The sequence below is a fragment of the Sphingobacterium sp. 18053 genome (genome assembly GCF_902706145.1).
Classification (GTDB): Bacteria; Bacteroidota; Bacteroidia; order Sphingobacteriales; family Sphingobacteriaceae; genus Sphingobacterium; species Sphingobacterium paramultivorum.
Window position 1 is genome coordinate 529,754 of record NZ_CACSJW010000003.1, and the last position, 21,797, is coordinate 551,550.

At 38.5% G+C, this 21,797-nt stretch carries 17 protein-coding genes; 6 read left to right on the forward strand and 11 right to left on the reverse strand.

Annotated features, from left to right (window positions below; all coding sequences use genetic code 11):
* Nucleotides 1-8 precede the first annotated feature (8 nt).
* The 10 genes from GVK91_RS08980 to GVK91_RS09025 all read right to left on the reverse strand — a co-directional run bounded on the left by GVK91_RS08980 (nt 9) and on the right by GVK91_RS09025 (nt 15,048).
* Nucleotides 9-3,338, reverse strand: a complete 3,330-nt coding sequence (locus tag GVK91_RS08980; protein WP_159728026.1) for a SusC/RagA family TonB-linked outer membrane protein — start codon at nt 3,336-3,338, stop codon at nt 9-11.
* A gap of 122 nt (nt 3,339-3,460) precedes the next feature.
* Nucleotides 3,461-4,645 carry a FecR family protein gene (locus GVK91_RS08985; RefSeq protein WP_159728028.1) on the reverse strand — a complete coding sequence of 395 codons (1,185 nt, stop codon included), beginning with the start codon at nt 4,643-4,645 and terminating at the stop codon, nt 3,461-3,463.
* A 57-nt stretch (nt 4,646-4,702) separates the two neighbouring features.
* A complete protein-coding gene (locus GVK91_RS08990) occupies nt 4,703-5,248 on the reverse strand; it encodes a sigma-70 family RNA polymerase sigma factor (protein WP_159728030.1) in 546 nt (181 codons plus the stop codon).
* Nucleotides 5,249-5,352: 104 nt separating this feature from the next.
* A complete protein-coding gene (locus GVK91_RS08995; RefSeq protein ID WP_159728032.1) occupies nt 5,353-8,145 on the reverse strand; it encodes a pitrilysin family protein in 2,793 nt (930 codons plus the stop codon).
* A gap of 312 nt (nt 8,146-8,457) precedes the next feature.
* A complete protein-coding gene (locus GVK91_RS09000) occupies nt 8,458-9,063 on the reverse strand; it encodes a DUF2652 domain-containing protein (protein WP_159728034.1) in 606 nt (201 codons plus the stop codon).
* Between the two features lie 72 nt (nt 9,064-9,135).
* Nucleotides 9,136-11,769, reverse strand: a complete 2,634-nt coding sequence (locus tag GVK91_RS09005) for a sigma 54-interacting transcriptional regulator (protein WP_159728036.1) — start codon at nt 11,767-11,769, stop codon at nt 9,136-9,138.
* A gap of 90 nt (nt 11,770-11,859) precedes the next feature.
* Nucleotides 11,860-12,531 (reverse strand): succinate dehydrogenase cytochrome b subunit, encoded by a 672-nt coding sequence (locus GVK91_RS09010; RefSeq protein WP_159728038.1) that lies wholly within the window; start codon nt 12,529-12,531, stop codon nt 11,860-11,862.
* Between the two features lie 67 nt (nt 12,532-12,598).
* Entirely contained in the window at nt 12,599-13,351 is a 753-nt protein-coding gene (locus tag GVK91_RS09015) for an SDR family oxidoreductase (protein ID WP_159728040.1), read from the reverse strand.
* A 334-nt stretch (nt 13,352-13,685) separates the two neighbouring features.
* On the reverse strand, nt 13,686-14,138 hold the full coding sequence (locus tag GVK91_RS09020; protein ID WP_159728042.1) for a carboxymuconolactone decarboxylase family protein: 453 nt from the start codon (nt 14,136-14,138) through the stop codon (nt 13,686-13,688).
* Nucleotides 14,139-14,313: 175 nt separating this feature from the next.
* The gene (locus GVK91_RS09025) at nt 14,314-15,048 is read right to left on the reverse strand and encodes an SDR family NAD(P)-dependent oxidoreductase (RefSeq protein ID WP_159728044.1); all 735 of its coding nucleotides are present in this window, start codon (nt 15,046-15,048) and stop codon (nt 14,314-14,316) included.
* A gap of 138 nt (nt 15,049-15,186) precedes the next feature.
* On the opposite strand from GVK91_RS09025, the gene GVK91_RS09030 reads away from it, so the two are divergent.
* The 5 genes from GVK91_RS09030 to GVK91_RS09050 all read left to right on the forward strand — a co-directional run bounded on the left by GVK91_RS09030 (nt 15,187) and on the right by GVK91_RS09050 (nt 20,706).
* The gene (locus GVK91_RS09030) at nt 15,187-15,540 is read left to right on the forward strand and encodes a helix-turn-helix domain-containing protein (RefSeq protein WP_159728046.1); all 354 of its coding nucleotides are present in this window, start codon (nt 15,187-15,189) and stop codon (nt 15,538-15,540) included.
* Between the two features lie 412 nt (nt 15,541-15,952).
* Entirely contained in the window at nt 15,953-17,833 is a 1,881-nt protein-coding gene (locus GVK91_RS09035) for a serine hydrolase (protein ID WP_159728048.1), read from the forward strand.
* Nucleotides 17,834-17,888: 55 nt separating this feature from the next.
* Entirely contained in the window at nt 17,889-19,001 is a 1,113-nt protein-coding gene (locus tag GVK91_RS09040; RefSeq protein WP_159728050.1) for a helix-turn-helix domain-containing protein, read from the forward strand.
* An 86-nt stretch (nt 19,002-19,087) separates the two neighbouring features.
* Nucleotides 19,088-19,780 (forward strand): hypothetical protein, encoded by a 693-nt coding sequence (locus tag GVK91_RS09045; protein ID WP_159728052.1) that lies wholly within the window; start codon nt 19,088-19,090, stop codon nt 19,778-19,780.
* A gap of 20 nt (nt 19,781-19,800) precedes the next feature.
* On the forward strand, nt 19,801-20,706 hold the full coding sequence (locus tag GVK91_RS09050) for a hypothetical protein (protein WP_159728054.1): 906 nt from the start codon (nt 19,801-19,803) through the stop codon (nt 20,704-20,706).
* A gap of 36 nt (nt 20,707-20,742) precedes the next feature.
* Here GVK91_RS09050 and GVK91_RS09055 read toward each other — a convergent pair whose 3' ends face one another.
* Complete coding sequence (locus GVK91_RS09055; protein WP_159728056.1) at nt 20,743-21,096, reverse strand: hypothetical protein; 354 nt, start codon at nt 21,094-21,096, stop codon at nt 20,743-20,745.
* Nucleotides 21,097-21,327: 231 nt separating this feature from the next.
* Between GVK91_RS09055 and GVK91_RS09060 the strand changes: the two genes are divergently transcribed.
* Nucleotides 21,328-21,693 (forward strand): response regulator, encoded by a 366-nt coding sequence (locus GVK91_RS09060; RefSeq protein ID WP_159728058.1) that lies wholly within the window; start codon nt 21,328-21,330, stop codon nt 21,691-21,693.
* The last annotated feature ends 104 nt before the right edge of the window (nt 21,694-21,797 follow it).

Here is a 21,797-nt window from a genome sequence, read left to right on the forward strand (position 1 = left end):
TTTGATTTTTATAGGGTAATTTGTGTGCCTATTACAATAGTACGCAATGGAGGGAGCATAGATCCCTGACTTTCTGGATCAAATCCTTTATAATTTGTAATTGTTAGAAGATTCTGTGCTTGAGCAAAGATCCGAAGCTGCTTCATCTTTATTTTTTGCAGAAATTGATCCTCAAATTTGTACGAAAATGAAACATTTTTCAATCTTACATAAGAAGCATCTGAATATGCTCCATCACTCCGCTTCGCAGCATTATATGCTGTGGTAACTGCTGCTGCTCCGGGTGCTAGGCCTCCGGCACTGAGTCGCTGTAGACTGACATTATCCCCAGGGTGAAGCCAAATATTATCCAAAAAATATTCAGGTAAATTTGTGGCTGTAGAAAAAGGTAGGTTCCCTAATGTGTTAAACAACATATTTCTACCCTGTTGCTTTACAAACTGAATCTGAAAATCCAATTCTAAATTACGATACCGAAAATTATTGCCCAGCCCTCCATAATATAATGGCCTCAATTCTTTGCGTTGAGTTACATCTTTTACATTATCTGGAGATGAGGTAATCTGACCATCGGCAGCAATGAATTCGTAAAGCCCAGTCTGAGGATTGACACCATGTAATTTAAAAAGGGGCTCACTGATGTTTATAGCTTTTCCCACTACATATTGTGTACGGTAAGGTGAAAGGGCTAAATCCGGAAAATCCAAAAGTTTATTGCGATCAATTGTCAGGTTTAATGATGTTCGCCAAGCAAAATGATTCATCTTGAAATTAGTGCTAGAAATCTCAAATTCGAATCCTGTATTTTGGATCAATGCCGCCAAATTTGCCTGTACGTTCGTATTTCCGGTAGTGGGTGCTAAAGGAAGATTTACCAATTGATTGGAAGAGCGATTTCTGTACCAGGCGGTATTCAACATAAGTCGATCATCAAAAAAGCCAAGCTCTATAGCCGCTTCAAGCTTATGATTGCTCTCCCAATGGTATTCATCATTAAACACTCTACTTGGAAACAAACCGGTCATGCCCAAATAAGTTATACCATTATTGGCCAAGTAGGAATCTAGGTATCGATAATCTCCGATCTGGTCATTGCCTGTAACACCATAAGACATTCTTAACTTTCCGAAACTAATAACGGGTAACTTTTGCGTAATCCAAGGTTCCTTTCCAAACACCCAAGCTAAACCCAATGCCCCAAAATTCCCAAATTGTCTTCCAGGTGCAAAACGGCTACTTCCATCTCGACGTCCAGTTAAATTAATCACATAACGATCTAAAATAACGTAATTAAAGCGTCCGAATAAAGCATTATATCTATACTTACTATAACGATTACGCGTACTAAATCTGGCTGCCGCACTTAGATCTCCAAGCATAGCATCACTTGCAAATCCAAGGGCATTAATTGTAGTGCCGCCAGACTCTAACTGTTGAAAAGTGGTACCTGCCAAAAACGTAAACTTCCCCTCACCAATTTCTTTATTATATTCAATCTGTGGTTCAATTATCCAAGAATTATTTTTGTTGTTACCAGTTAGGGAACTTGCGGAAAGCCCTGCAATCCCAGGATTGAAGCTGGAAAGCGGATTAAGACGTTGTTCATTGAAACCGATATCGGAGTATCCAACACTAGTTCTTAGAAACAAGCTTTTAAAAAGCTCATATGAAAGACTCGTATTAAATAATATATTTCTTGTGAGCGCATTGTACCGTTGCATAAGAGATGCGTACGGATTTGTTGCCGTTGCATTCCACCAATTGAGCCTACCATCCTCTGTTAAAAGTTCGGGAGCATTTGGAGGCAAATTTAAAAAGCTTGAAACATCCAATCCCGGAAGAGTATTTGCATCGTAACCATAATTTCCACTAAAAACTAATCGAAAGCGATTATCTGCAGAAGATGAGCTAATATTAAAGCCAAGAGTAGTTCTTTTATCAGCAAAGTCCCCATCATATGGTGGACTCACCTCATTGTGTGCTAGATTTATACTGTAACTCAGCTGGCTGCTCCCCCCCGAAAGTGAAATGGAGCTATTTGTATTGACAGTTTTTCGGCCGATGAGTTCTTTACCCCATTGTGTATATCTTGAGGTATCCCAAGTTCCGTTAAGATCGTAATCAGTTGGTCCGGGTTCTTTTGCGTCGTTCTTAAATACAGCTCTGCGATATCGTAGATACTCCCTCGTATTAAGAAATTTTGGCATTCTCGAAGGATTACTAAATCCTAAACTAAAACGCCCATTGATTTGCATCGGACCTGCTTTTCCTCTTTTAGTCGTAATGAGAATCACTCCATTTGCACCCAGTGATCCGTAAATTGCAGTAGCATCTGCATCCTTTAAAATATCAATACGCTCGATATCGCCAGGATTGATACTATTAAGTGGACTAAGTCCTCCTGCGCCGGCAGCCGAAGACTCTCCTGTTGTCCCTACCCCCCCCAAAAAGCTGTTGACATTGCCCGCAATCTGTCCCATAGCAGCTGTACTGAATGGAATACCGTCTATAATAAATAAAGGATTGCTTTGGTTTAGACTATTCCTGCCGCGAAGTTCAATCGTAAAATTGCTACCCGGATTACCACTCTGCTGAACAATGGTAAGTCCTGGAACCCTACTCTGAAGCGCTTCCAACAGATTAGAAACAGGTTGTTTTTCAATATCTTGCGAAGTAATGGATACCACATTACCGGTATTGAGCGTTCGCGTAGTTGAATAATATCCTTTGTTGACCGGTACTTCAGAGAGCTTTTGTTCTTGCCTAATTAAACGTATACTGGGATCTTGTATTAATTCAGTTGTTATCGCCAGCTCACGCGGAACAAATGAAACGTGACTAATCCGTAATAAGGAACCTTTATCTGCAGCTATAGAAAACTTACCATACGTATCACTGAAACTGATTATTTTGTTATTTTGAATCAATGAAATATTTACACCGCTAATTGGCTTCCCCTCCTCATCTGTTATTTTTCCCTTAAAAATCAATGTACCAATGGGAGCAGATTGAATTTGTACAGCTGTTGCCTTCTCATTTTTTGGCGCTTTCACTCTATGAGAAATTATTATATTTCGATCAACTATGGTGCAAACAAATGGTTGATTATTTGAAATTGTCATTAGAAACTCGGATAGTGGCATGTCCTTTACATTAACTTTTACTGGTGTAGATAAATCGAAAAGGTCTAGCTTGCCCGAAGTCCGAAAACCTGTCTGTTTTTGTACAGCGAAAAACACCTCAGAAACTGAAAGACTTTCAGTATTTAAGGTAATACGTTGCGAAAAGGCTGTACCGCTTATCAGCATTATCAATATTAATAGTTTAAGCTTAAGCATGTGCTGGGTAATTTAATTGATAATTCATAGTTAGTTTGGTTTTTATGTTTTGATAGCAAGGTATTTTTATCGAAATATCCGAGTATCCGTTTACTTGTTTTTCTTTTCATAGTATAAATATGCTATTGGCTTGTATCTACCTCCTTTCTATTATTGATAATAAGTCGCTTCCCATTGATGGTGAAGTCAACTCCAATGGAACGTAATAAAACTTCTATGACCGCCGGGTTTGCACCAATATGAATGCTTCCTGATAGATTATGATTTGGAATTGGCCCATGATATTGTAATTCAAAACCATAGGCTCTAGCAATCTCGTCCATACTCTGAGCGAAGGTTTTTCTATTAAAGCTGATAACACCATATCTCCAAGCAATCTCAGAATCAACATCGACTGACCTTTTATAGGTAGTTCCATCGTCTGTCATTATACTCTGTTCTCCAGGATGAAGAAATAAAGATTTTTTTTTCTTGTTGTTCTCAATACTCACCCTCCCCCTAACCAGTGTTGTACGAATTTCTTCTCCCGGAAATGCCCGAAGATTGAACTCTGTACCTAATACGACGATACGTTGCGATCGGCTTTTTACTTCAAATGATCTATTATTTTCGTGTTTTATTTTGAAATATCCTTCACCTTTCAGCTCAACTTTTCGATCCTTCTCAGCAAAGTCGAGTGGAAATTTTAAGGCTGATAATGAATTCAGCCAGACATGTGACCCATCGGAAAGGATAATCTCCTGCTGACGACCTGCTGGAACTTCTAAATACACCAGATTAGGAGTCTCTCCTATATTGGCGAACAGCTGTCTTCCATGTTGGTCTACAATATTATTTTTCTGAACATTAAGTGTTCCATTAACACTGTCCAACACGATGGTAGACCCATCAGAAAGTACAAACCTTAATTGATCCGATCCCCTGCGGTTAACTTCACTGGATGTGTGATGGTATACAAGGAAAACAATACCTAGGAATGCGACAAAAATGGCCGCTGCCGCAGTTATATTCAACTTTAACAAATTTTTGCTATTTCTATTCTTACAACGTGCTTCAGCCGTTATTCTTTGGGATAGTCTTCTATAGCTTGAGGCAGAAGTACATTTGGCATACTCCAACAAATGACTATTGATATTTTTTCTATCAGAAAGTGTCTCAAAAAGCTTCTCGTTTCTTTCGTTCTCACTTCGCCAAGTAAGAAGTTCTTGAATTTCAGCTTCACTAGCCTCTTTCCGTAAATATGCTGCAAGCAGAAAAGCCATACGGCGCGCTTGCTTTTCACTTTCATAAGTATTTTGGTCCATCATTATTCGTAATACACCCAAGGATTGAAAGGGTACCTATTCCATATTGTGTTTTTTTATTTATTCTGAAAGAATAAGCTCTATTAAAACAAGTATCAAGAGCCAATTTTCTTTACTTAATTGAATACGTAATCGGGCCATAGCCCTAGATTTGCAGTTTTTAACTGTTTGAAGGGAGAGATGCAATTCATCCGCTATGTCCTGAAGTTTTTTCCCTTCCTCTAAGCTCATTAACATTACTTTGCGCTGTTGTTTAGGAAGCATTGCTATCTCACTATAAATTTCGCTGATAAGCTCAGTATGAATAATATATTCTAAATGGCTCTGTTCACTTTTTTCTTGAAGCATTCCAGCCATGTAATGCTTTTGTTCAAAGCGTAATTTCGCTTTTACAACATTCAAAGCAGCATTTCGAACTGCCCGATAAAGAAAAAATCTAGCGTGTTCGGTATCTTCAAATATCTGTGAGCGTTGCCAGCACTGTAAAAACACATCTTCTACAAGATCTTCTGCCTCCGCAACAGATCCTACAATTTTTTGTGCATAAAAACTTAACGGAACAAATAGAAGATCAAAGACCTGTTTGAACATATTTTCTCTGTTCATCCTGATTGGTTCCTTTTCATAGGTGTAGTGAGCATTCATCTTTCGGAAAGACAACTACCAAAATGAAACGTACCTATCATATTCTCATTTTATAAAAAATATTTTTAAGAAGCTGGAAGCAAAACAAAACGTAAATAGTTTTCACCTGATAATAACCTCGAAGCTGCCTCCTGAAGCGTACTAGTTTTTAGCGATTCCATTTCTGCGACAAGTTTTTCAAAAACATCTAAATTCTCTCTATCCTGATAAACTAGGGTAAGATAACCTAGATAGAATCCATTATCCTCTAACGCTAACTCATTTTGACGCCGTTGTTCTGCTTTGAACCGATCTAAATCATCTTGGGATATTGATTTAGCCATTGAACGGATTTCTGCTTGGGTAAGTTTTATAAGTTCGTCAACTCGCGAAGGGTCACATCCAAAATTAACTGTAAAACTATACCTGGGACTGGGATATTTGCGCTGACTAGATACCACTTGTGGTGTATAAACACCTCCCTGCTCCTCTCTTAATCTGCGTAGCAAACGGTACTGAAGAATTTCTTGTAGGGCAGTAACATTCATTCGTTCATTTAACGTATATTGATAATCTCCACCAAAAATAAGTCTGACCGTAGCTTTTGGAGTAATTCCGGCACGTACGAGACGACTTATTTGTCCATTAGGTGTACGTATACCTAGATCAATTACATTTTCACGTATACCTTGATCAGGTAATGAGGCTAAATATTTTTCGCAGAGATTTCGTAGCTTGAGCGTGTCAATTCTACCCACAAAAATAAATGTAAAATCACCCGCATTTGCAAATCGCTCATGATAGATATCCATAACCCGATCGAGATCTATTTCACCAACTTTTCGGAGATCCGGAGCTGTTCTTCTACTATTTCCTCCACTTATGTATGCCGAAATAGTATCTAAAAAAACGATATCGGGATTGCTATGCCGAAAAGAGATCCCTTGCCGCGTATCCTCAATAATCTTATTGAAAATTGCCTGATCCTTTTCAGGTGAGGAAAATCGCTGATGAATAAGCTCAAGAAAATCCGAAATCTGAGATATTGGAGCACTCCCTTGCATTCCTTCATAATGCTCGGAAATAAAAGATTGAAGGTTAAGCTGTCGCTCGTCCATAAATTGCTTCAATAAGGGCGCTGACAGATTTTTAGTACCAAAGCTGGATACGATGCTTGCGCTATTCGCCGCAGATTGAAAATCTTTATCACTATATTGAGACGTTCCGCCCGGACTGATCGCCATAAAATGCATTTTGTCACTTGGATCAGATGTTTGCTTAATAACCACTTTTGCTCCATTACTGAGATACCATTCTGATACGCCTAGATAACCTATGTTTTTAATAGAATCGATCTGGCCAGCATTAGAAAATGGAGATTGAATATGCTGTGGAACTAAAACAGTTTGCGGACTTTTAACTTCCATCTTTTGCGCCTGGGCAATCCAGTCTTCCACCTCGCTTTGTAGAGGAAGTTTATTACTAAATTTAGAAGGTACAACAATATAAACATCGCGGTTGTAATCACTCAGCGTCTCTACAGCTATTTTATTTACATCAGCAAGAACTGTAGTGGAAAGAGCAGAGTTATAGATACTGTCTTCTACGCTCACGCCGGGAAAAAGCTCACCTGTCAGGAATTGCTGTTTATACCGGTCGGCGAGGTAACTTGAAGTTCTGGAAAACCCTTCTCGCTGTGAACTTAAAAGTTGTGCTCGGAGCTTTTTCTTTGCGTTTGCTAACTCATCTGCACTAAAACCTTTCTTCTTGATCTGCCAAATCAAGTGCCAGGCATATTTAAAGCCCGATTCAATCTGATGCTCGTGGGTGGAAAACTGGACAGAAAATGCCTCTATACCACCCATCAATGGAGAGAATCCTCCAACAATATGATTCAACGGACGACCAGTATTTTGCCTGTCGTTTTCTAATCTCGTCGATAACATTGTCGAAAACAACATCCGCTGAATTTTTCTTCCGAGATCTTGCTCACTTCGAACATTGGTCAAATAATGTTTTCTTGTTATATCAATAGTTACTTGAGACTGTTCTGGATCAGCTAGAGTTTGAAACCGATTTTTTCCGTCTAGAACGACATGATAAGATGGGCGCTTTTCTATATAAGGAGGATTGCGCAATGAACTAAATAACGAGACGATCATTTTACGGGTTTTATCTACATCTATATCTCCCACCACGATAATTGCCTCCAAATTTGGTCTGTACCATTTATTGTAAAATCCTCTGATGTCAGACTGTGAAAAGCTATCTATTACTTTTTTAGTGCCTATAGGCAGTCGGGAGGCGTATTTTGATCCATTTAATAAAATAGGGAAGCGCTGTTCCTGAATCCGTTGTGATGCATTCAATCGCTGTCGCATTTCCTCAATTACAACACCCCGCTCAGACTTTATTTCTTTGGGTAATAAGGTTGCCTCTCCAGCCCAATCTCTTGTGATTTTTAGACCTAACTCTAAAAAAGCCTCGTCATCTGTTGGAATAGGTAATTGATAAACCGTTTCCTCAAAACCCGTATAAGCATTTAGATCAGAGCCAAAACGTACACCGCATTTCTTTATATAGTCAAGCAAGTTATCTTTTGTAAAATTTTTTGTTCCTTTAAAACTCATATGCTCAATAAAGTGAGCGAGTCCTCGTTCTTTTTCGCTTTCTAAGATCGACCCTGCTTTAACAACTAAATAAATTGTCGCGCGGGCTTGAGGCCGAGTATTTTTATGGATATAGTACTTGAAATCATTGGGAAGCTTACCGTGAATAAGGTCCGGACTCGATTTGAGTGCTTGAGCATTAATATGTAAAAAAGAGCTAATTATTAACAATAATGATAATAATAGATAAATGATATGTTTTAATTTCATGTATTTGGTTTTGATCTGTCAACTTATGGATACCTCCATATGCTAATAATGTAATTACAGGGTTAAAGTGTCCATCTATTAGATAACTACAATACAACTATCATCTGATCATGGTACCTATCATGCCGAACATTTTTGTTCAATCTCAGATTGTACAAATATTCTAGTCTATCAGAACGTGAAATCTGATTGTTGTTTAATCGTATTACGACCTGGGAAAATACTATTGGCAGAAACTAAATAATAACCAACAATGTGAAAAATGCCCAATATAAAACAGATGTAAAAGTTAGAAGTATGAAGGATAATCTGCTATTGTGGTAGAACGCTATCATTTTGATAATCATAATAGCAATAGCAAATATTTCGAAGCTCGCCGTAAACTTCACAAAGTTGCATTGCTTGAAGCCCATTGGGATGTGAGCCTTTCGAGAAATTATAATTATCAAATAGTTTATCTGTAATCAATAAATAGCAATCGCTATTAATGGAATTTTTAAGCAATCGATGAGCTTCGATCACCGTTTCACCATAAAGCTTGGTAAAGCCATTGATATTATATTCCGAAAAAGAGCCATAGTGCACAATCATTTTTAACGATAGACTTAGCTCCTTACCCATCCTTAACGAAATTTCTTCGATTTTTTTATTAAAACTACTAAGCATACGTTCAAATTGATTAACCAATTCTTTGAGATTGGGCTGACACCCATATCTGTAAAAAAGAACGGCATCGCCTTCAATTTCAGAGACGTTTAGTGACATTTCATTATTCGAAATAATTGCGGACAACAATTCATAAGTAATTATCCTCCCTGTTGTCTGATCAACATTGTGGACGAAACGGGTATAACCACTAATATCGGGAATAATAATAATTCCATTTTCAATCTCCTTATCTTTCGTAGAATAAATCATTTTAATGACAATAGCTAAAACTCAACCATCCTAATATTTTAAAATATTTTTACTAAACGTAAAAATTAAACTCTAGGAAAAATACTCGCTTTTATTAATTTGTAATTTCTTAATTTTCGAGTGCAATGTGTTGCCAGGAATTTTGAGAATTTCGGATGCACTGCCCGGACCAGAGATCTTTCCAGCACAACGTTTTAATACTTGAATAATATAATTGCGCTCCAATTCGTCAAGTGAGTAATTTAGAAAATTTAAGTCCTCCTGTCCAGACTCAGCATGTGGCTTTGGAAGATAGATATGGTCAATTATCTCTGTTGTGGTCAAAAGTATAGATCGTTCGATCAGGTGTTCCAGCTCACGCACGTTTCCCGGCCAGCTATAGCCACGCAATTGATGGATTACTTTTGGCATTATTTTCTTAATCTTGCGCCCGGTATTACGACTATATTTTTGTATGAAAAAATCAGTCAGTTGGGCGATGTCTTCGAGGCGTTCACGCAGTGGCGGTATATGTATCGGAAACACATTAAGTCTAAAATATAGATCGGCCCGAAAACGTCCCGCTTTTACCTCTTCTTCCAAGTTACGATTGGTAGCAGCAATTAGCCGTACATCAATTCTGATGATCTGCTGACCACCGATTCTTTCCAACTCACGTTCTTGAATGATTCGCAATAATTTAGATTGGGCTTCTAACGGCAGTTCGCCAATCTCATCCAAAAAAAGTGTGCTTCGGTGTGCCAATTCAAATTTACCGATACGGCGTTCTACGGCTCCTGTAAATGCACCTTTTTCATGGCCAAATAATTCACTTTCGATCAGGTGAGTGGGCAAAGCGGCACAATTCACCTTGACCATGACTTTATCTTTTCGATCCGATGACGTATGTATACCTCTGGCGACGAGCTCCTTTCCAGTACCAGTTTCACCTGTAATCAATACGCTAGTGCCAGTACTTGCCACGAGCGACATTAGACGATACACTTGCTGCATCGGCTCTCCGCTGCCAATTATTTCAGAAAAATTGTAAATGGTCTTGATCTGCTCTTTTAAATAATCATTCTCTATTTCTAGATTCTTTTTATAAGCTAACAATTGTTCATTCGCACGGATGTTATCGATAGCAATTGAAATCTGGGAACAAATGCCCTTAATAAGCATCTTATTGAGTTGGTCTGCTAGCAACCATATCGTACCAATATTCTTATCACCGATCCGCAAAGGCAGCCCGTACATGTTACGTCGCCCCGTGGTCTTCCATAATCGAGCATAATCGTTTCCTTTTTTAATTTCCTCGTCAACATTAAATACAAGTCCCTCCTTGCTGGACAACACTTGAGCGGTATATAACTCATCGATTGTAATAAGATTGCTTGCCATTTTATCAAAATCATTTTTTGCCTTAGTAAACAGTGCTGCGTCATACATAAAAGGAGATAAGTGCATTCCATCTGCTTCGATCACACGGATCATGGATAATCTCGTGGATAGGGTTTTGTCCAAAACCCTGCTGATAGCCGACTGAAGGTCCTGCTTTGTCCTGAGCTGGGTAATATCATTGCTGAAGTCCAATAAAAAAGATTGCTCTTGTTGCTTTTTAACAAGCTGTTCATTAGCCAGCGTATTTGAAATTGCCGTTGAGATCTGTGCACAAATGCTCTGAAGTAATGGGATATTGATTTCGGCGGTTTCTAACAACAACAGTCCTAAATTGTTCTCACCATTCCGTAACCTTATCCCCGTGAATGTCGCTATTTCCAATGATTTCCAATACTGGAGATAACCTGAAGTAATACCACGTTGCACCTCCCGGTCGACATCAAATAGCAGCGGAATAGCACTCGTTAAAATACGGTTCTGTAAACCATCGTTGAGGGGCAATTGTTGGAACCACTCCCCTGTGGCTTTCGGTATGGGATGGCTTCCGAAATCATAAATGTAGGGCTCTGTAAGAGATTTGGTATCGCCACAGATTCGCCGAATGACAAAACTTCCAGTCGGACTAAGTTGCTTCAATACATCCCGAACTGTCTCCGTTAATTCTTCCTTTGTCCTTACAGCAGCCATTCGGCTACTGAATTCAAGCAGAAAAGTCTTCTCCTTTTCTCTTTTAAGTAGCTCTTCGTTTTTTACTATATTGGAGACTGCACTGGATATTTGAGGAATAATGCCGACGATGACATCTCTGAAATTTTGGCTAAAGCCATTTATTTGATCAGTGTAAATGTGAAGGAAGCCAATAGCACGTCCCTCTCGCATTAATTTAGCCATTAAAATTTCCCGAACGCCTTTTTCATAATTGACGCGTAGGAAATTTGGACTTCTGGGGTCTTCAATAATATCCGATAACACAAATGAAATTGGCTCGGAGGCATCCAAAACAGCCTGAATAAATGGTTCATTAAGAGGAAAACGTGCCTTAATCATTTCGGCATAACGCGGATGATCCCGGATTGGGGAACCATCATTGTCCAGAAGAAAAGGACTATACGTATCATCTTTATAATCGATGGTAGTTACAATGGTATGCGTAATGAAATATAGGCCTTTTATACCTCTCTTAAAAAGCCGAATAAGATCATTTTTATCACGAACTTTAGTCAAATCATTACCTAATGCCAATAGAATTTCGCGCTCTTTTTGGTAATATGCTATCCCCTGCTGAGACACATCAATTTTAGGATTGGTTGTTTTATTTGCTTTCATGTTATAGATAAGTGTAGTACAGCAATATGGTTACAATTATTACTGAGTGTTGACAATTAGGCTATACTTCGAATATACACAATCTGTCTATTAATTTATCCACTTAAAATAAATAGACAACGGCATTAAAAATAATACAAACGGTACAATTACTGAAAAGCTCGTCCCCATACATTTTATAAAACCATTATAGCGTCGATGTGATATACCTAGCGATGTAAAAGCACTATTAAAACCATGCAAAAGATGCCAAAACAGCGAGACACAACCAAATAAATAAATTAATACCTCCAGCGGATTGCTAAACTTCTCCAACATCAGATTATAAAGTGGCAGCTCCTCATCATAACGAAACTGGTGAATACGATTGGGTATCCAAAAGTTGGATGTGTGTATCACTAAAAAAAGAAGCAAAAGTGTCCCTAAAAGAGTCATGCTCTTACTATACCATTTAATTTTGGGTGTTGCCAGCGGATAGGCATATTTAATGGGGCGCGCGGCTCTGTTCTTTTTCCACAACAGAAGGCCTTGTATAATATGAAGCACAAATCCAACGATAAGAACGATTTCCAACGTCCTGATTACGGGATTTGTAGCCATAAAATGTGCTCCGATTGTAAATGTTACTCCACCATCGTTATAAAATATAAGTGCATTGACTGACATATGCACCAGCAAAAAACTGATGAGGAACAGTCCGCTCAATGCCATCGTAAATTTTCGGCCCAAAGAGCTTGTAAAAGTTTTATAGAAACTGTTCATAGTATAATATTTTAAAAAATATCATTCAAAATCCAAGAGCGCAGCTTGCCCTTGGATCAGATTTAGTTTATTTTTGAACACTTAGGCCAAACCATTCTTCAAAGGTCATCTTACCCAATTTTGCATCGATCGAAGGCACTAAAGTTAATTCTTCCAAAGGTGCACCAAAATACAAGGCATCCTTACTTCCAACAACTCTTTTTGGGTTTTCTGTCTTGAGCAAATATTGTTGCACTAGGGCCGCCAGTTCAAATTGTTCGGGGCCGCCAATTTCTACGATTCCTTGAATAGGCTGGCCTAGTGCGAAATCGACGACAAACGAAGATACATCCTCGGCGGCAATTGGCTGTATTTTAGCGGTAGACAGATTGATAACATTGCCGTCTTGCGCAGAGGCAACTATACCGCCTAGAAACTCTAAAAATTGTGTGGAATGAATAATCGTGAACGGAATACCTGATTTGACAATAAGCTCTTCCTGTACTTGCTTTGCCCTAAAATATCCACTTGCCTGTAGTCGGCTCGTTCCGACAACAGACAATGCAATATGATGCTTTACTCCCGCATTAATTTCTGCTGCTAGTAGATTTTTTCCAGAAGTCTCAAAAAATTCCATTACATCATTATCTGCAAATGACGGTGAATTGGCCAAATCAATCACAACTTCGGCCCCATTTACGGCTTCTGCCAAACCTTCACCCGTAATGGTATTTATACCCGTGTTGGGTGATGCTGCAATAACTTCATGCCCCAGCGCCCGTAATTTCGTGACAGTTTTTGTCCCGATCAATCCTGTACCTCCAATGACTAAAATCTTCATGTTTTTAAATTTTAAATTTAATGAATATCTATATATCTTAATATAAACAACATCGAGGCCAATAAACACAAAATACTAAAAACCAATAACTTAAACTTAAATTCAAATCGATAAAACACGATATACCGTATTATCACCTCGATATTCACTATATAAAGTGAAGTAAATTTTAGTTGATTATATCATGAATAATTACAGTCGGGTATCTTTCTTTATTAAAAGAGCCAAAAGCACCCCCTTTATATAGGTTAAGTGAGTATCGTATAGTTAAAAGCTGGGTATAAAAAAAAATCGTAGAATTAAATTCTACGATTTTTTTTATACCTCAATTCATTTACGCGAAAGCGCCGCCGACTTGAAGGTGACTGCTAAGCGCAATTCTGTTCCACGCATTTATTGTCACTACAGCGATAACTATCTGTGCGATCTGGTTCTCCGTAAAATACGTAAGTGCGTTGCTGTATGCGCTTTCAGAAAGACCTTGTTGATGAATAAGGGTAACTTCTTCTGCAATTGACAACACAACTTTCTCTTCATCAGAAAATATTGATCCAGCTTCGCGCCATGCATTTAGCAGAAAAATACGCTGGTCAGTTTCGCCATTTTTTAAAGCATCTTTAGTATGCATGTCTATACAATACGCACAGCCGTTAATCTGTGAAGCCCTAATTTTAATGAGTTCTTTTAAAGTTTTAGAAATATCTACTTTAGAAAGGTAGGTTTCAAGACCCATCATTGCTTTTAAAGCTTCGGGTTCTGCTGCGTTAATATTAATTCTTTTTTGCATTGTTTTGTTATTTATTTTAAAAAAATCTTATTTGCAGGGACAGTATCAACAGAAGGGCCAGAATATGTATTCCACTACAAAACAGGTAATTAAAAATTAAACCTATTCAAATATTCACGATATAAAGTAATATCACCTTCGATATCACTGTATTTAATGAAAAAACATGGTCAGTTTAAGAAATCGAAATACCTCCATCTACAGGTAGAATAACTCCAGTAGTCCATCTAGACGCTAAAATAGATACCGCAACCGAAACAATATCTTCGACATTTCCCCGCCGTTGCAAAGGAATCTGCCTTTTTTCGCTTTCCTGAATGCTCAAAATAGTCTCATCATCGTAACCAGCTGATTTCAATATGTCGGTATTGGTTGGCCCAGGAGCAATCGCATTTACTTTGACACCAAGTGGCGCCAACTCAAGTGCCCAGATTTTCGTCAACATATTTAATCCAGCTTTTGCGGAACCATATGCGCTTAAATCAGCATATATTTTGATGCCATGACTACTGGTTATGTTCAAAATATGTCCCTTTGTAGCTGTCAAGAATTTTAAACATTTTGAAGTGAGTAAAGAGGGGCCGATTAAATGAGCCAGATACATAGCTTCCAACGAAGATTTTGAAATATCCTTTAAACTTCCCAGCTCAACATGGCCAGCACTGTTGACCAAGATATCTAACCTTCCGTTCCAGTGGTCCTCTATAAACTCGACTAGATGCGCTAAATGATTGTCATCCGTACTGTCATATACTATAGTTTGAATACCCGGCATTACATCTTTTGCAGAATTTAGCTTATCTTTGTTTCTGCCGGTAATCAAGACATCCCATCCTTTTTCATAAAAGTGTTTGGCTATACCGTAACCAATACCGGACGAACCTCCGGCAATTAGAATTTTATTATTCATACATTAAATATTAATTTCAATAGCCAAAGGTAAAATACAAAAAACTGAAATACAATAACTTACCACAAGGTAAGTAACTAAAAACAAAGTTTGCATTATTGATTTAAAGACTGTTACTACAAAAAATAAAATAAAAAAATGAGCTACAGCAGAAGATCCACCATCAACTGTGAAAACAATCCCAATGCTGATTGTACTATCGAAGCTTCTTTGTCTATCCTTGGCGGTAAATGGAAACTAAAAATCTATAAAATATTGAGATCGGGTAAGCCTCTAAGATTTAAAACAATTAAAGAGCAATTGGACCCCATATCTGATAAAACGTTAACTGCGCAACTGCGAGAGATGGAGGAAGATAATCTTATCATTAGGGAAGTATTTCCTGTTGTACCTCCTAAAGTGGAATACCAACTAACAGACTTAGGTAAATCGTTGGAAGAAATTTTTCTAGCATTAGAAAAATGGGGCAAAACTTATATCAATCAACGATAACGGACAATTTGCGTCAATGACACCTAATTGTCCATATATCATACATCTTTTCATTTTAGTTTTTATATACTAAAGATTCGAATCTAGCCTCAAATATATAGTCTTCCTTTATCACCGCATGAATGCAAAAACTAATAAATTTTGAACTCTCTAGCAAAATCTGACTTGCTATAGTTATTTCCCCTTTAAAAAAATATAATCACATCTTTAATAGCCAATTTTTAAGTCTCGCCTTATTAAAATAATCAAAAATAACGAAGGGATTGTCCTTTTGATCTTGAGCAGTATTTAAATTGCTAAAGCTCCAAAAGTTGGTAGTAATCGGAAAAGCTTACAATGTGAATTATACGTCTGGATGGAGACGGACAGATTCAGGAAAGATCATTGCTAATTTGCAAAAAAGAAAAAGCTTATGATCAACTTAAAGACTTTCTATATCATAGTACTACTTGCCGCAAGTTATTTTACCGCAGCAAGACAGGTCACTTCCAAGGAAAAATCAAACACTATAGCTCAACTTCATAAACAGCTCGATACCATTATACAAAAGGAAAATATCCCGGGTCTGATGGTCGCGATTGTTAAAAATGATAGCATGCTATATGTTGGCGGAATGGGCTATGCTGACCTTCAGAAACGTCGTCCTGTAGATCAGCTCACCCAATTTCACTTTGCCTCCGTAACAAAATTTTTCGTAGCGATGGGAATCCAGCAACTAGTCGCCAAGGGAAAGCTTAAACTCAGCGACCGCATTCGCGCTATAGCACCTGAAATTCCTTTTAACAATCGTTGGGAAGATACAGATCCGGTAAGGCTGGTTCATCTTTTGGAACACACCGCTGGATTTGATGATGTACAACTCAACAGTATGGTAAATATCAGTGAAAAGCCCTTACTTGGTATCGAAGCGATCAAGGCTGTAAGCAATTCGCTGACCGTCCGCTGGAAGCCAGGAACGATGATGTCCTACTCCAATCCCGGTTATAATGTACTGGGTTATATCATCGAAAAAGTGACGGGAATGCCGTGGGACAAGTATTTGCAGCAGCAGATTTTTTCACCACTAAATATGAGCAATAGCTTATTCGATCTTCACGGAACACGTATGCCTAACTTCGCCACAGGTTACGATTTTAAAGATGGGGAATTCAGGCCTGTGCCTTTCTATAAACCAGGTAGCAACGGAGCTAGCAGCGCATTGGTATCAAACGCCGAAGATATGGCCAAATTTATGCTTTACCTACTCAACGGCAGTGCCAACAGCACACTACCAAATAATGTCTATTTAAAGGAAATGGAGATTATCCACAGTACCATTGCCAGCCAGGCTGGATTACAAACCGGCTATACCTTGGGCAATGATCTGTTCCCGAATAATAAAAAGGTTAGCCTGCGAGGCCATAACGGCAAAGGAGAAGGTTTTGTATCCTGGCTATTTTTTAATCGCGAAGCTGGTATAGCTTATGCCATAGCAGCGAACAGTGTAGTCAATATGTGGCCGATCTCGCAAGCAATCGAAGACTTTCTAACTAAAAACATATCCCCGCCGAAATTGACCAGCTTACCGATAGATGAACAAAAAATAAAACCGCTATTAGGATACTACCAATTTATGAATCCCAAAAATGATCGTTGGGAATTCTATAGGCGGATCTTTGGCGGTATTGAATTAAGGGGGATCAGCAGGGATCGGCTTCTCGTCAAAAAAGAAAACGGACAGGTGGATTCACTGATCCACATCGGCAATGGCTTATTCCGCGCAAAAGAGGATATTATTCCTTCCTTTGTATTAGCGCAAGATTCCATGGGCCAACCTTTCTTTCAGGGTTATGGCAATAGTTTCTATCGAAAAGTGCCTTGGGCTTCCATACTCATACAGAAAATCCCCATCTATCTAGGAATTAGTGCCATTTCGATTTATATGATTTTTAGTCTGGTGGGAATAGTGCTTACGCTCTTTCGAAAAATAAAATTGATGGACCTCGGAATTCCTTTATTGCCAACAGTAGGAACCTGTTGTTTTATTGCAGCATATCGGCTCATGGGATTGACAGACGCCAGTCACAAGGAATTGTTTACGTCTTGTAATGCAACAAGTTTTTCTATTTTCCTGGGCATGCTCTTATTTGCAATATTTGTTATCGTCAGTAGTTTGCTCCTCTATAAGCGTTGGTTTCAATTGACTCCGAGATGGTTGCGTCTGCTCTTAGCATTCTGTAATTTCTTTTTATGTTACTTGGTTGCGCTGCTGTCTATAAATGGCTGGATCGGTGTGCCCATCTGGATGATGTAACTCATTTGGCCGATTATGTTTAAATTCACAGTACAAAGATAGGTTAATATAAACCATGGTCAACATACTCTATACTTTTCACGCTTTTTCAGCTGGTGCACTTTGGTTGCTCGGGACTTTGATCTTTATGGGGGTCAACAAAACAGGTCTCCAGGCCGACCGCTGGCTGGGCACATACTATTTTCTGTTGGCATGCTTATTTACCCAGCTCTTTCTCGAAGGTTTTCAAATCGAAAGTGAAGCCTTGATCCATGTTCTTGAACTACCCCGCTGGGCCACCCTCCCCTGCTTTTATCTTGCTGTTCATCACATGGTCAAACCAACGACTCCGATTCGGTATTGGGGATTACATTTTGTGCCTCTCCTGGCTTTTCTGCTTTTTTCTGCTATTTACTTGATACCGGGACTTTTTAATAGTTACATCCATCCGCCTAAATTACCGCAGTGGATCATATTTGCCATTAAATATTTATTCTTTGCACAATGTATCTTTTATTGGATTGCCTGTTACAGACTCTTTAAAATACATCAAAAAAACATTCGCCAGCTATCTTCCTATATAGAGAAGATCAACATGATCTGGTTGAAATATCTGTTGATCGCACTATTATTTATGATCCTTGTCCGTTTGCTGGCATTGGCTCATTTTGTATTTAACTCCTTTGCACCAATCCTATATTTCATGGGCTCATTGGCCCTTGGGTACGCAACTTTAACACAGCGGTCAATATATGCTGTTGAATCTACCGATAATCTGATTGATGAAAGTGACCAACCAAAGAAAATTAAAACCGAGGAGCGGTTGACAGAACAACAGGTAGGCACGTTAAAAGAAAAAATCGTACAGAAAACAAGAGCTGAAAAGTTATATCTAGACCCTGGCCTAACCCTCTCATCCCTCGCAGACCATATCGGCATCAATTCGCATGATCTTTCCTATATCATAAACAATGGCTTGGAGAGAAATTTTTACCAGTTTATCAACGAATTGCGCACGGAGGAAGCGAAAAGACTATTATTATCCGAAGAGGCCAAGCGACTTGATATGTTTGGGGTAGCGATAAGTGCAGGTTTCAATTCAAGAACAACTTTTTACAGCAGCTTCAAAAAAGCAACTGGTATTACGCCGACAGAATATATGAAAGTCTATGGTAAACAATCACCTTAACGAAGTGAAGTTTGTTCGATTGCATCCATTCGGACGGTTAACCTATCAAAAAGACCTAATCTTGTATCATATCAACACAAAAAATTATGATACAACAAATTAAACCAAGTATTCGCTCGAAAGCGATAAGCCAAATTTCTAAAGCAACCTTCGGTCTACTAGTGGGAGCATGTTGCCTTTTAGCCTCGTATGATACACTTGCGCAGACCGCCTCCACAAGTGCCTCCCTCCAGCAAAATCAGACTCTGCTCAAATCATTTCAGGGCTACTACCAACTCCCCAACAAAGTAGCTTTCATTGCTTTCGACGAGCAAGAAAATAGCTTGTATGCAACACAGCTATGGGATCAGAAAAAAAGATATCAGCTCGTCCGTAAAGATGATACGCATTTTGAATCCAAAAACGAAGGCTATGCGATAGAGTTCTTAAAAAATAGCGCTGGGGATTTTAGCCAAGCTAAGATCCTGGGCAGAATTGTATGTGAGCGTGTACCGTTTGACCCGAATAAAATTGTGAGCCTGACCGCATCTCAACTGAAACAGCTTGCCGGAACTTACCTCATGGCCAACGACAACAATTTTAAAATTACCATAGAACCTTCGGCACAAGGCATAATCCTTAAACAATTATGGGATAACAAAACAATTTCATTTACCCCTCGCTCTGAACTTTTTTTCCTCAACGAAGATGGTACCTTTCCTTTGACATTTTCTGTTGCCAATGGAAAAGTGGAGCAGATGACCTGTTTTGAAAAAGACCTTTGGCTGAAGACTGATTAATCATCCTATTTAAAAAAGATATGAAAAGAATGATTGTCTGCTTATACTTTACACTGCTGAGTATAGTGCAACTAAAGGCCCAGCAGGTAGCTGACGAACAGTTTCATTATCCCATTACCGATCCGCACCATCGGATCGGTGATGGACCACTGCTCCTATTTGACGAGGCACACAACAATCCAGTTACTTTGAGAGGAACTTATGCCGCATTTTCAACTCTTCTGCAAGCGGACGGATATAGGCTTCGCAGTGCCAAAGAAAAAATTAATTTGGATAGTTTAAAAGAAGCAAAAATATATATCAGTGTAAATGCGCTATATGATCCAGAAAACTGGAGCCTTCCTGCCCGTTCGGCTTTTACTGATAAGGAAATAGAAATTCTCCGTCAATGGGTATTTGACGGCGGAAACTTATTTTTGGTCACAGACCATATGCCCTGTGGCGGATCGGTACAGGCTCTTGCCGCAGTATTCGATATTCATGTTATTAATGGCTTTGCTTTACGAAAAGATGGACAGCCCGAAATTTTTTCAAGAGATAGAAAAACGCTTTTACCCAATGAAATCACAGCTGGATCAAATACAGAAATAGACAGTATCATGTGCTGGGGCGGCACCGGATTTACAGTCCCAGCAACCGCACAGATTATTTCTTTGTTGGACGATGAATATGAAATTTATTTACCTACTGATGCTAATCTGATAAAAAGGCCTATACCGGACGATATTCCCCAATTGCCGGGCAAAGGATTTGCAAATGGTGCATACCTTCGATTTGGGAAGGGAAGAATTGTGATATTCGGAGATGGCGCTCCTTTTTCTGCCCAACTCCATGGCATTAAAAGTGAAAAAAGAGGAATGAATCATCCTTCTGCTTACCAAAATGCACAGTTTCTGCTTAATATCGTTCATTGGCTTGACCAATGAACGATTAGCAAATGCCAGTAACGCAATTTTCTAAGATCATTCATAAATAGAAGTTTTATCAACCTCGGAATAGGATTGCCATCCTTCATAATCAAACACTTTTTTAACTGCGCCTATTTTTGAGCAGGCATTTTCAAAACACGCATTATTCAATGCCTCTTGAATAGCTTTACGGATCGTTAAATGGGATAAATTTGGCACGATAACCATATCGGAAGCCCAGAAATAGGAAGCCTCATCACGTCGCATCAACATGTTAATGTTTTTTAACATAAACAAAGTAGCAACATATACTTCATCATTATTCACTATAATATGAATATCTACATTGTCATTAAAAATATCCTCTACCCGGTGAGTAAAAGATAATTTAAACTGCATTTTTCTCATAATGGTCATCGTCAATTAGCTATCAAAAATCTATGCGACTACGATAATGAAAAAAAGAAAAATTGCTGCTTTCATATTTAATGATTTATCAATGAGATCATAAATAAAAACCTGATAAATGAATTTACTATTAATACGCCAAAATGCGCTATTTTAAATTAATTACGAAAAGCCGTTAACAACTATCAAAAAAAGCGTATATTAAAATATCTACCCAAAAAACTAACATTTATGGATCTCAAAACAATTCTTATATTCGATGATGATATTAATATCCTTGAAGTCTGCTCCATTGTACTGGAACAAGAAGGATATCATGTAGAAACATCTGAAACAACCGAAGATGTGCTTGAACGCGTGGAAGATGTTCATCCCGACCTGATCTTAATGGATAATTGGATACCGACATTAGGAGGGGTTCACGCGACGAAACTTTTGAAAGCACATCAGCTATACAATGAAATACCTGTGGTACTCCTATCTGCCAATTATAATTTAGAAAAATTAGCGCTAGAAGCCGGAGCGGATAACTTTTTAGCCAAACCATTTGACTTGGAAGATTTAGAGCATATTGTCAGAGAAATGCTCTTCAATTAATCTAAGTCATCTAATGCGCCTTGCACTAAACTAGCCCGTACAATTGTTCATGTACTAATTTAGAACATTCATAGTAACGATTGTTCTTCCTGAAATACTTTTGT

Bases quoted from the DNA above. Each gene is read 5' to 3' on its own strand.
- GVK91_RS09060 (WP_159728058.1), top strand. From the start codon at position 21,328: ATGGATCTCAAAACAATTCTTATATTCGATGATGATATTAATATCCTT.
- GVK91_RS09000 (WP_159728034.1), bottom strand. From the start codon at position 9,063: ATGATTTATTCTACGAAAGATAAGGAGATTGAAAATGGAATTATTATT.
- GVK91_RS09035 (WP_159728048.1), top strand. From the start codon at position 15,953: ATGATCAACTTAAAGACTTTCTATATCATAGTACTACTTGCCGCAAGT.
- GVK91_RS09005 (WP_159728036.1), bottom strand. From the start codon at position 11,769: ATGAAAGCAAATAAAACAACCAATCCTAAAATTGATGTGTCTCAGCAG.
- GVK91_RS09015 (WP_159728040.1), bottom strand. From the start codon at position 13,351: ATGAAGATTTTAGTCATTGGAGGTACAGGATTGATCGGGACAAAAACT.
- GVK91_RS09025 (WP_159728044.1), bottom strand. From the start codon at position 15,048: ATGAATAATAAAATTCTAATTGCCGGAGGTTCGTCCGGTATTGGTTAC.
- GVK91_RS08995 (WP_159728032.1), bottom strand. From the start codon at position 8,145: ATGAAATTAAAACATATCATTTATCTATTATTATCATTATTGTTAATA.
- GVK91_RS08990 (WP_159728030.1), bottom strand. From the start codon at position 5,248: ATGAACAGAGAAAATATGTTCAAACAGGTCTTTGATCTTCTATTTGTT.
- GVK91_RS08985 (WP_159728028.1), bottom strand. From the start codon at position 4,645: ATGATGGACCAAAATACTTATGAAAGTGAAAAGCAAGCGCGCCGTATG.
- GVK91_RS09045 (WP_159728052.1), top strand. From the start codon at position 19,088: ATGATACAACAAATTAAACCAAGTATTCGCTCGAAAGCGATAAGCCAA.
- GVK91_RS08980 (WP_159728026.1), bottom strand. From the start codon at position 3,338: ATGCTTAAGCTTAAACTATTAATATTGATAATGCTGATAAGCGGTACA.
- GVK91_RS09040 (WP_159728050.1), top strand. From the start codon at position 17,889: ATGGTCAACATACTCTATACTTTTCACGCTTTTTCAGCTGGTGCACTT.
- GVK91_RS09050 (WP_159728054.1), top strand. From the start codon at position 19,801: ATGAAAAGAATGATTGTCTGCTTATACTTTACACTGCTGAGTATAGTG.
- GVK91_RS09010 (WP_159728038.1), bottom strand. From the start codon at position 12,531: ATGAACAGTTTCTATAAAACTTTTACAAGCTCTTTGGGCCGAAAATTT.
- GVK91_RS09055 (WP_159728056.1), bottom strand. From the start codon at position 21,096: ATGAGAAAAATGCAGTTTAAATTATCTTTTACTCACCGGGTAGAGGAT.
- GVK91_RS09020 (WP_159728042.1), bottom strand. From the start codon at position 14,138: ATGCAAAAAAGAATTAATATTAACGCAGCAGAACCCGAAGCTTTAAAA.
- GVK91_RS09030 (WP_159728046.1), top strand. From the start codon at position 15,187: ATGAGCTACAGCAGAAGATCCACCATCAACTGTGAAAACAATCCCAAT.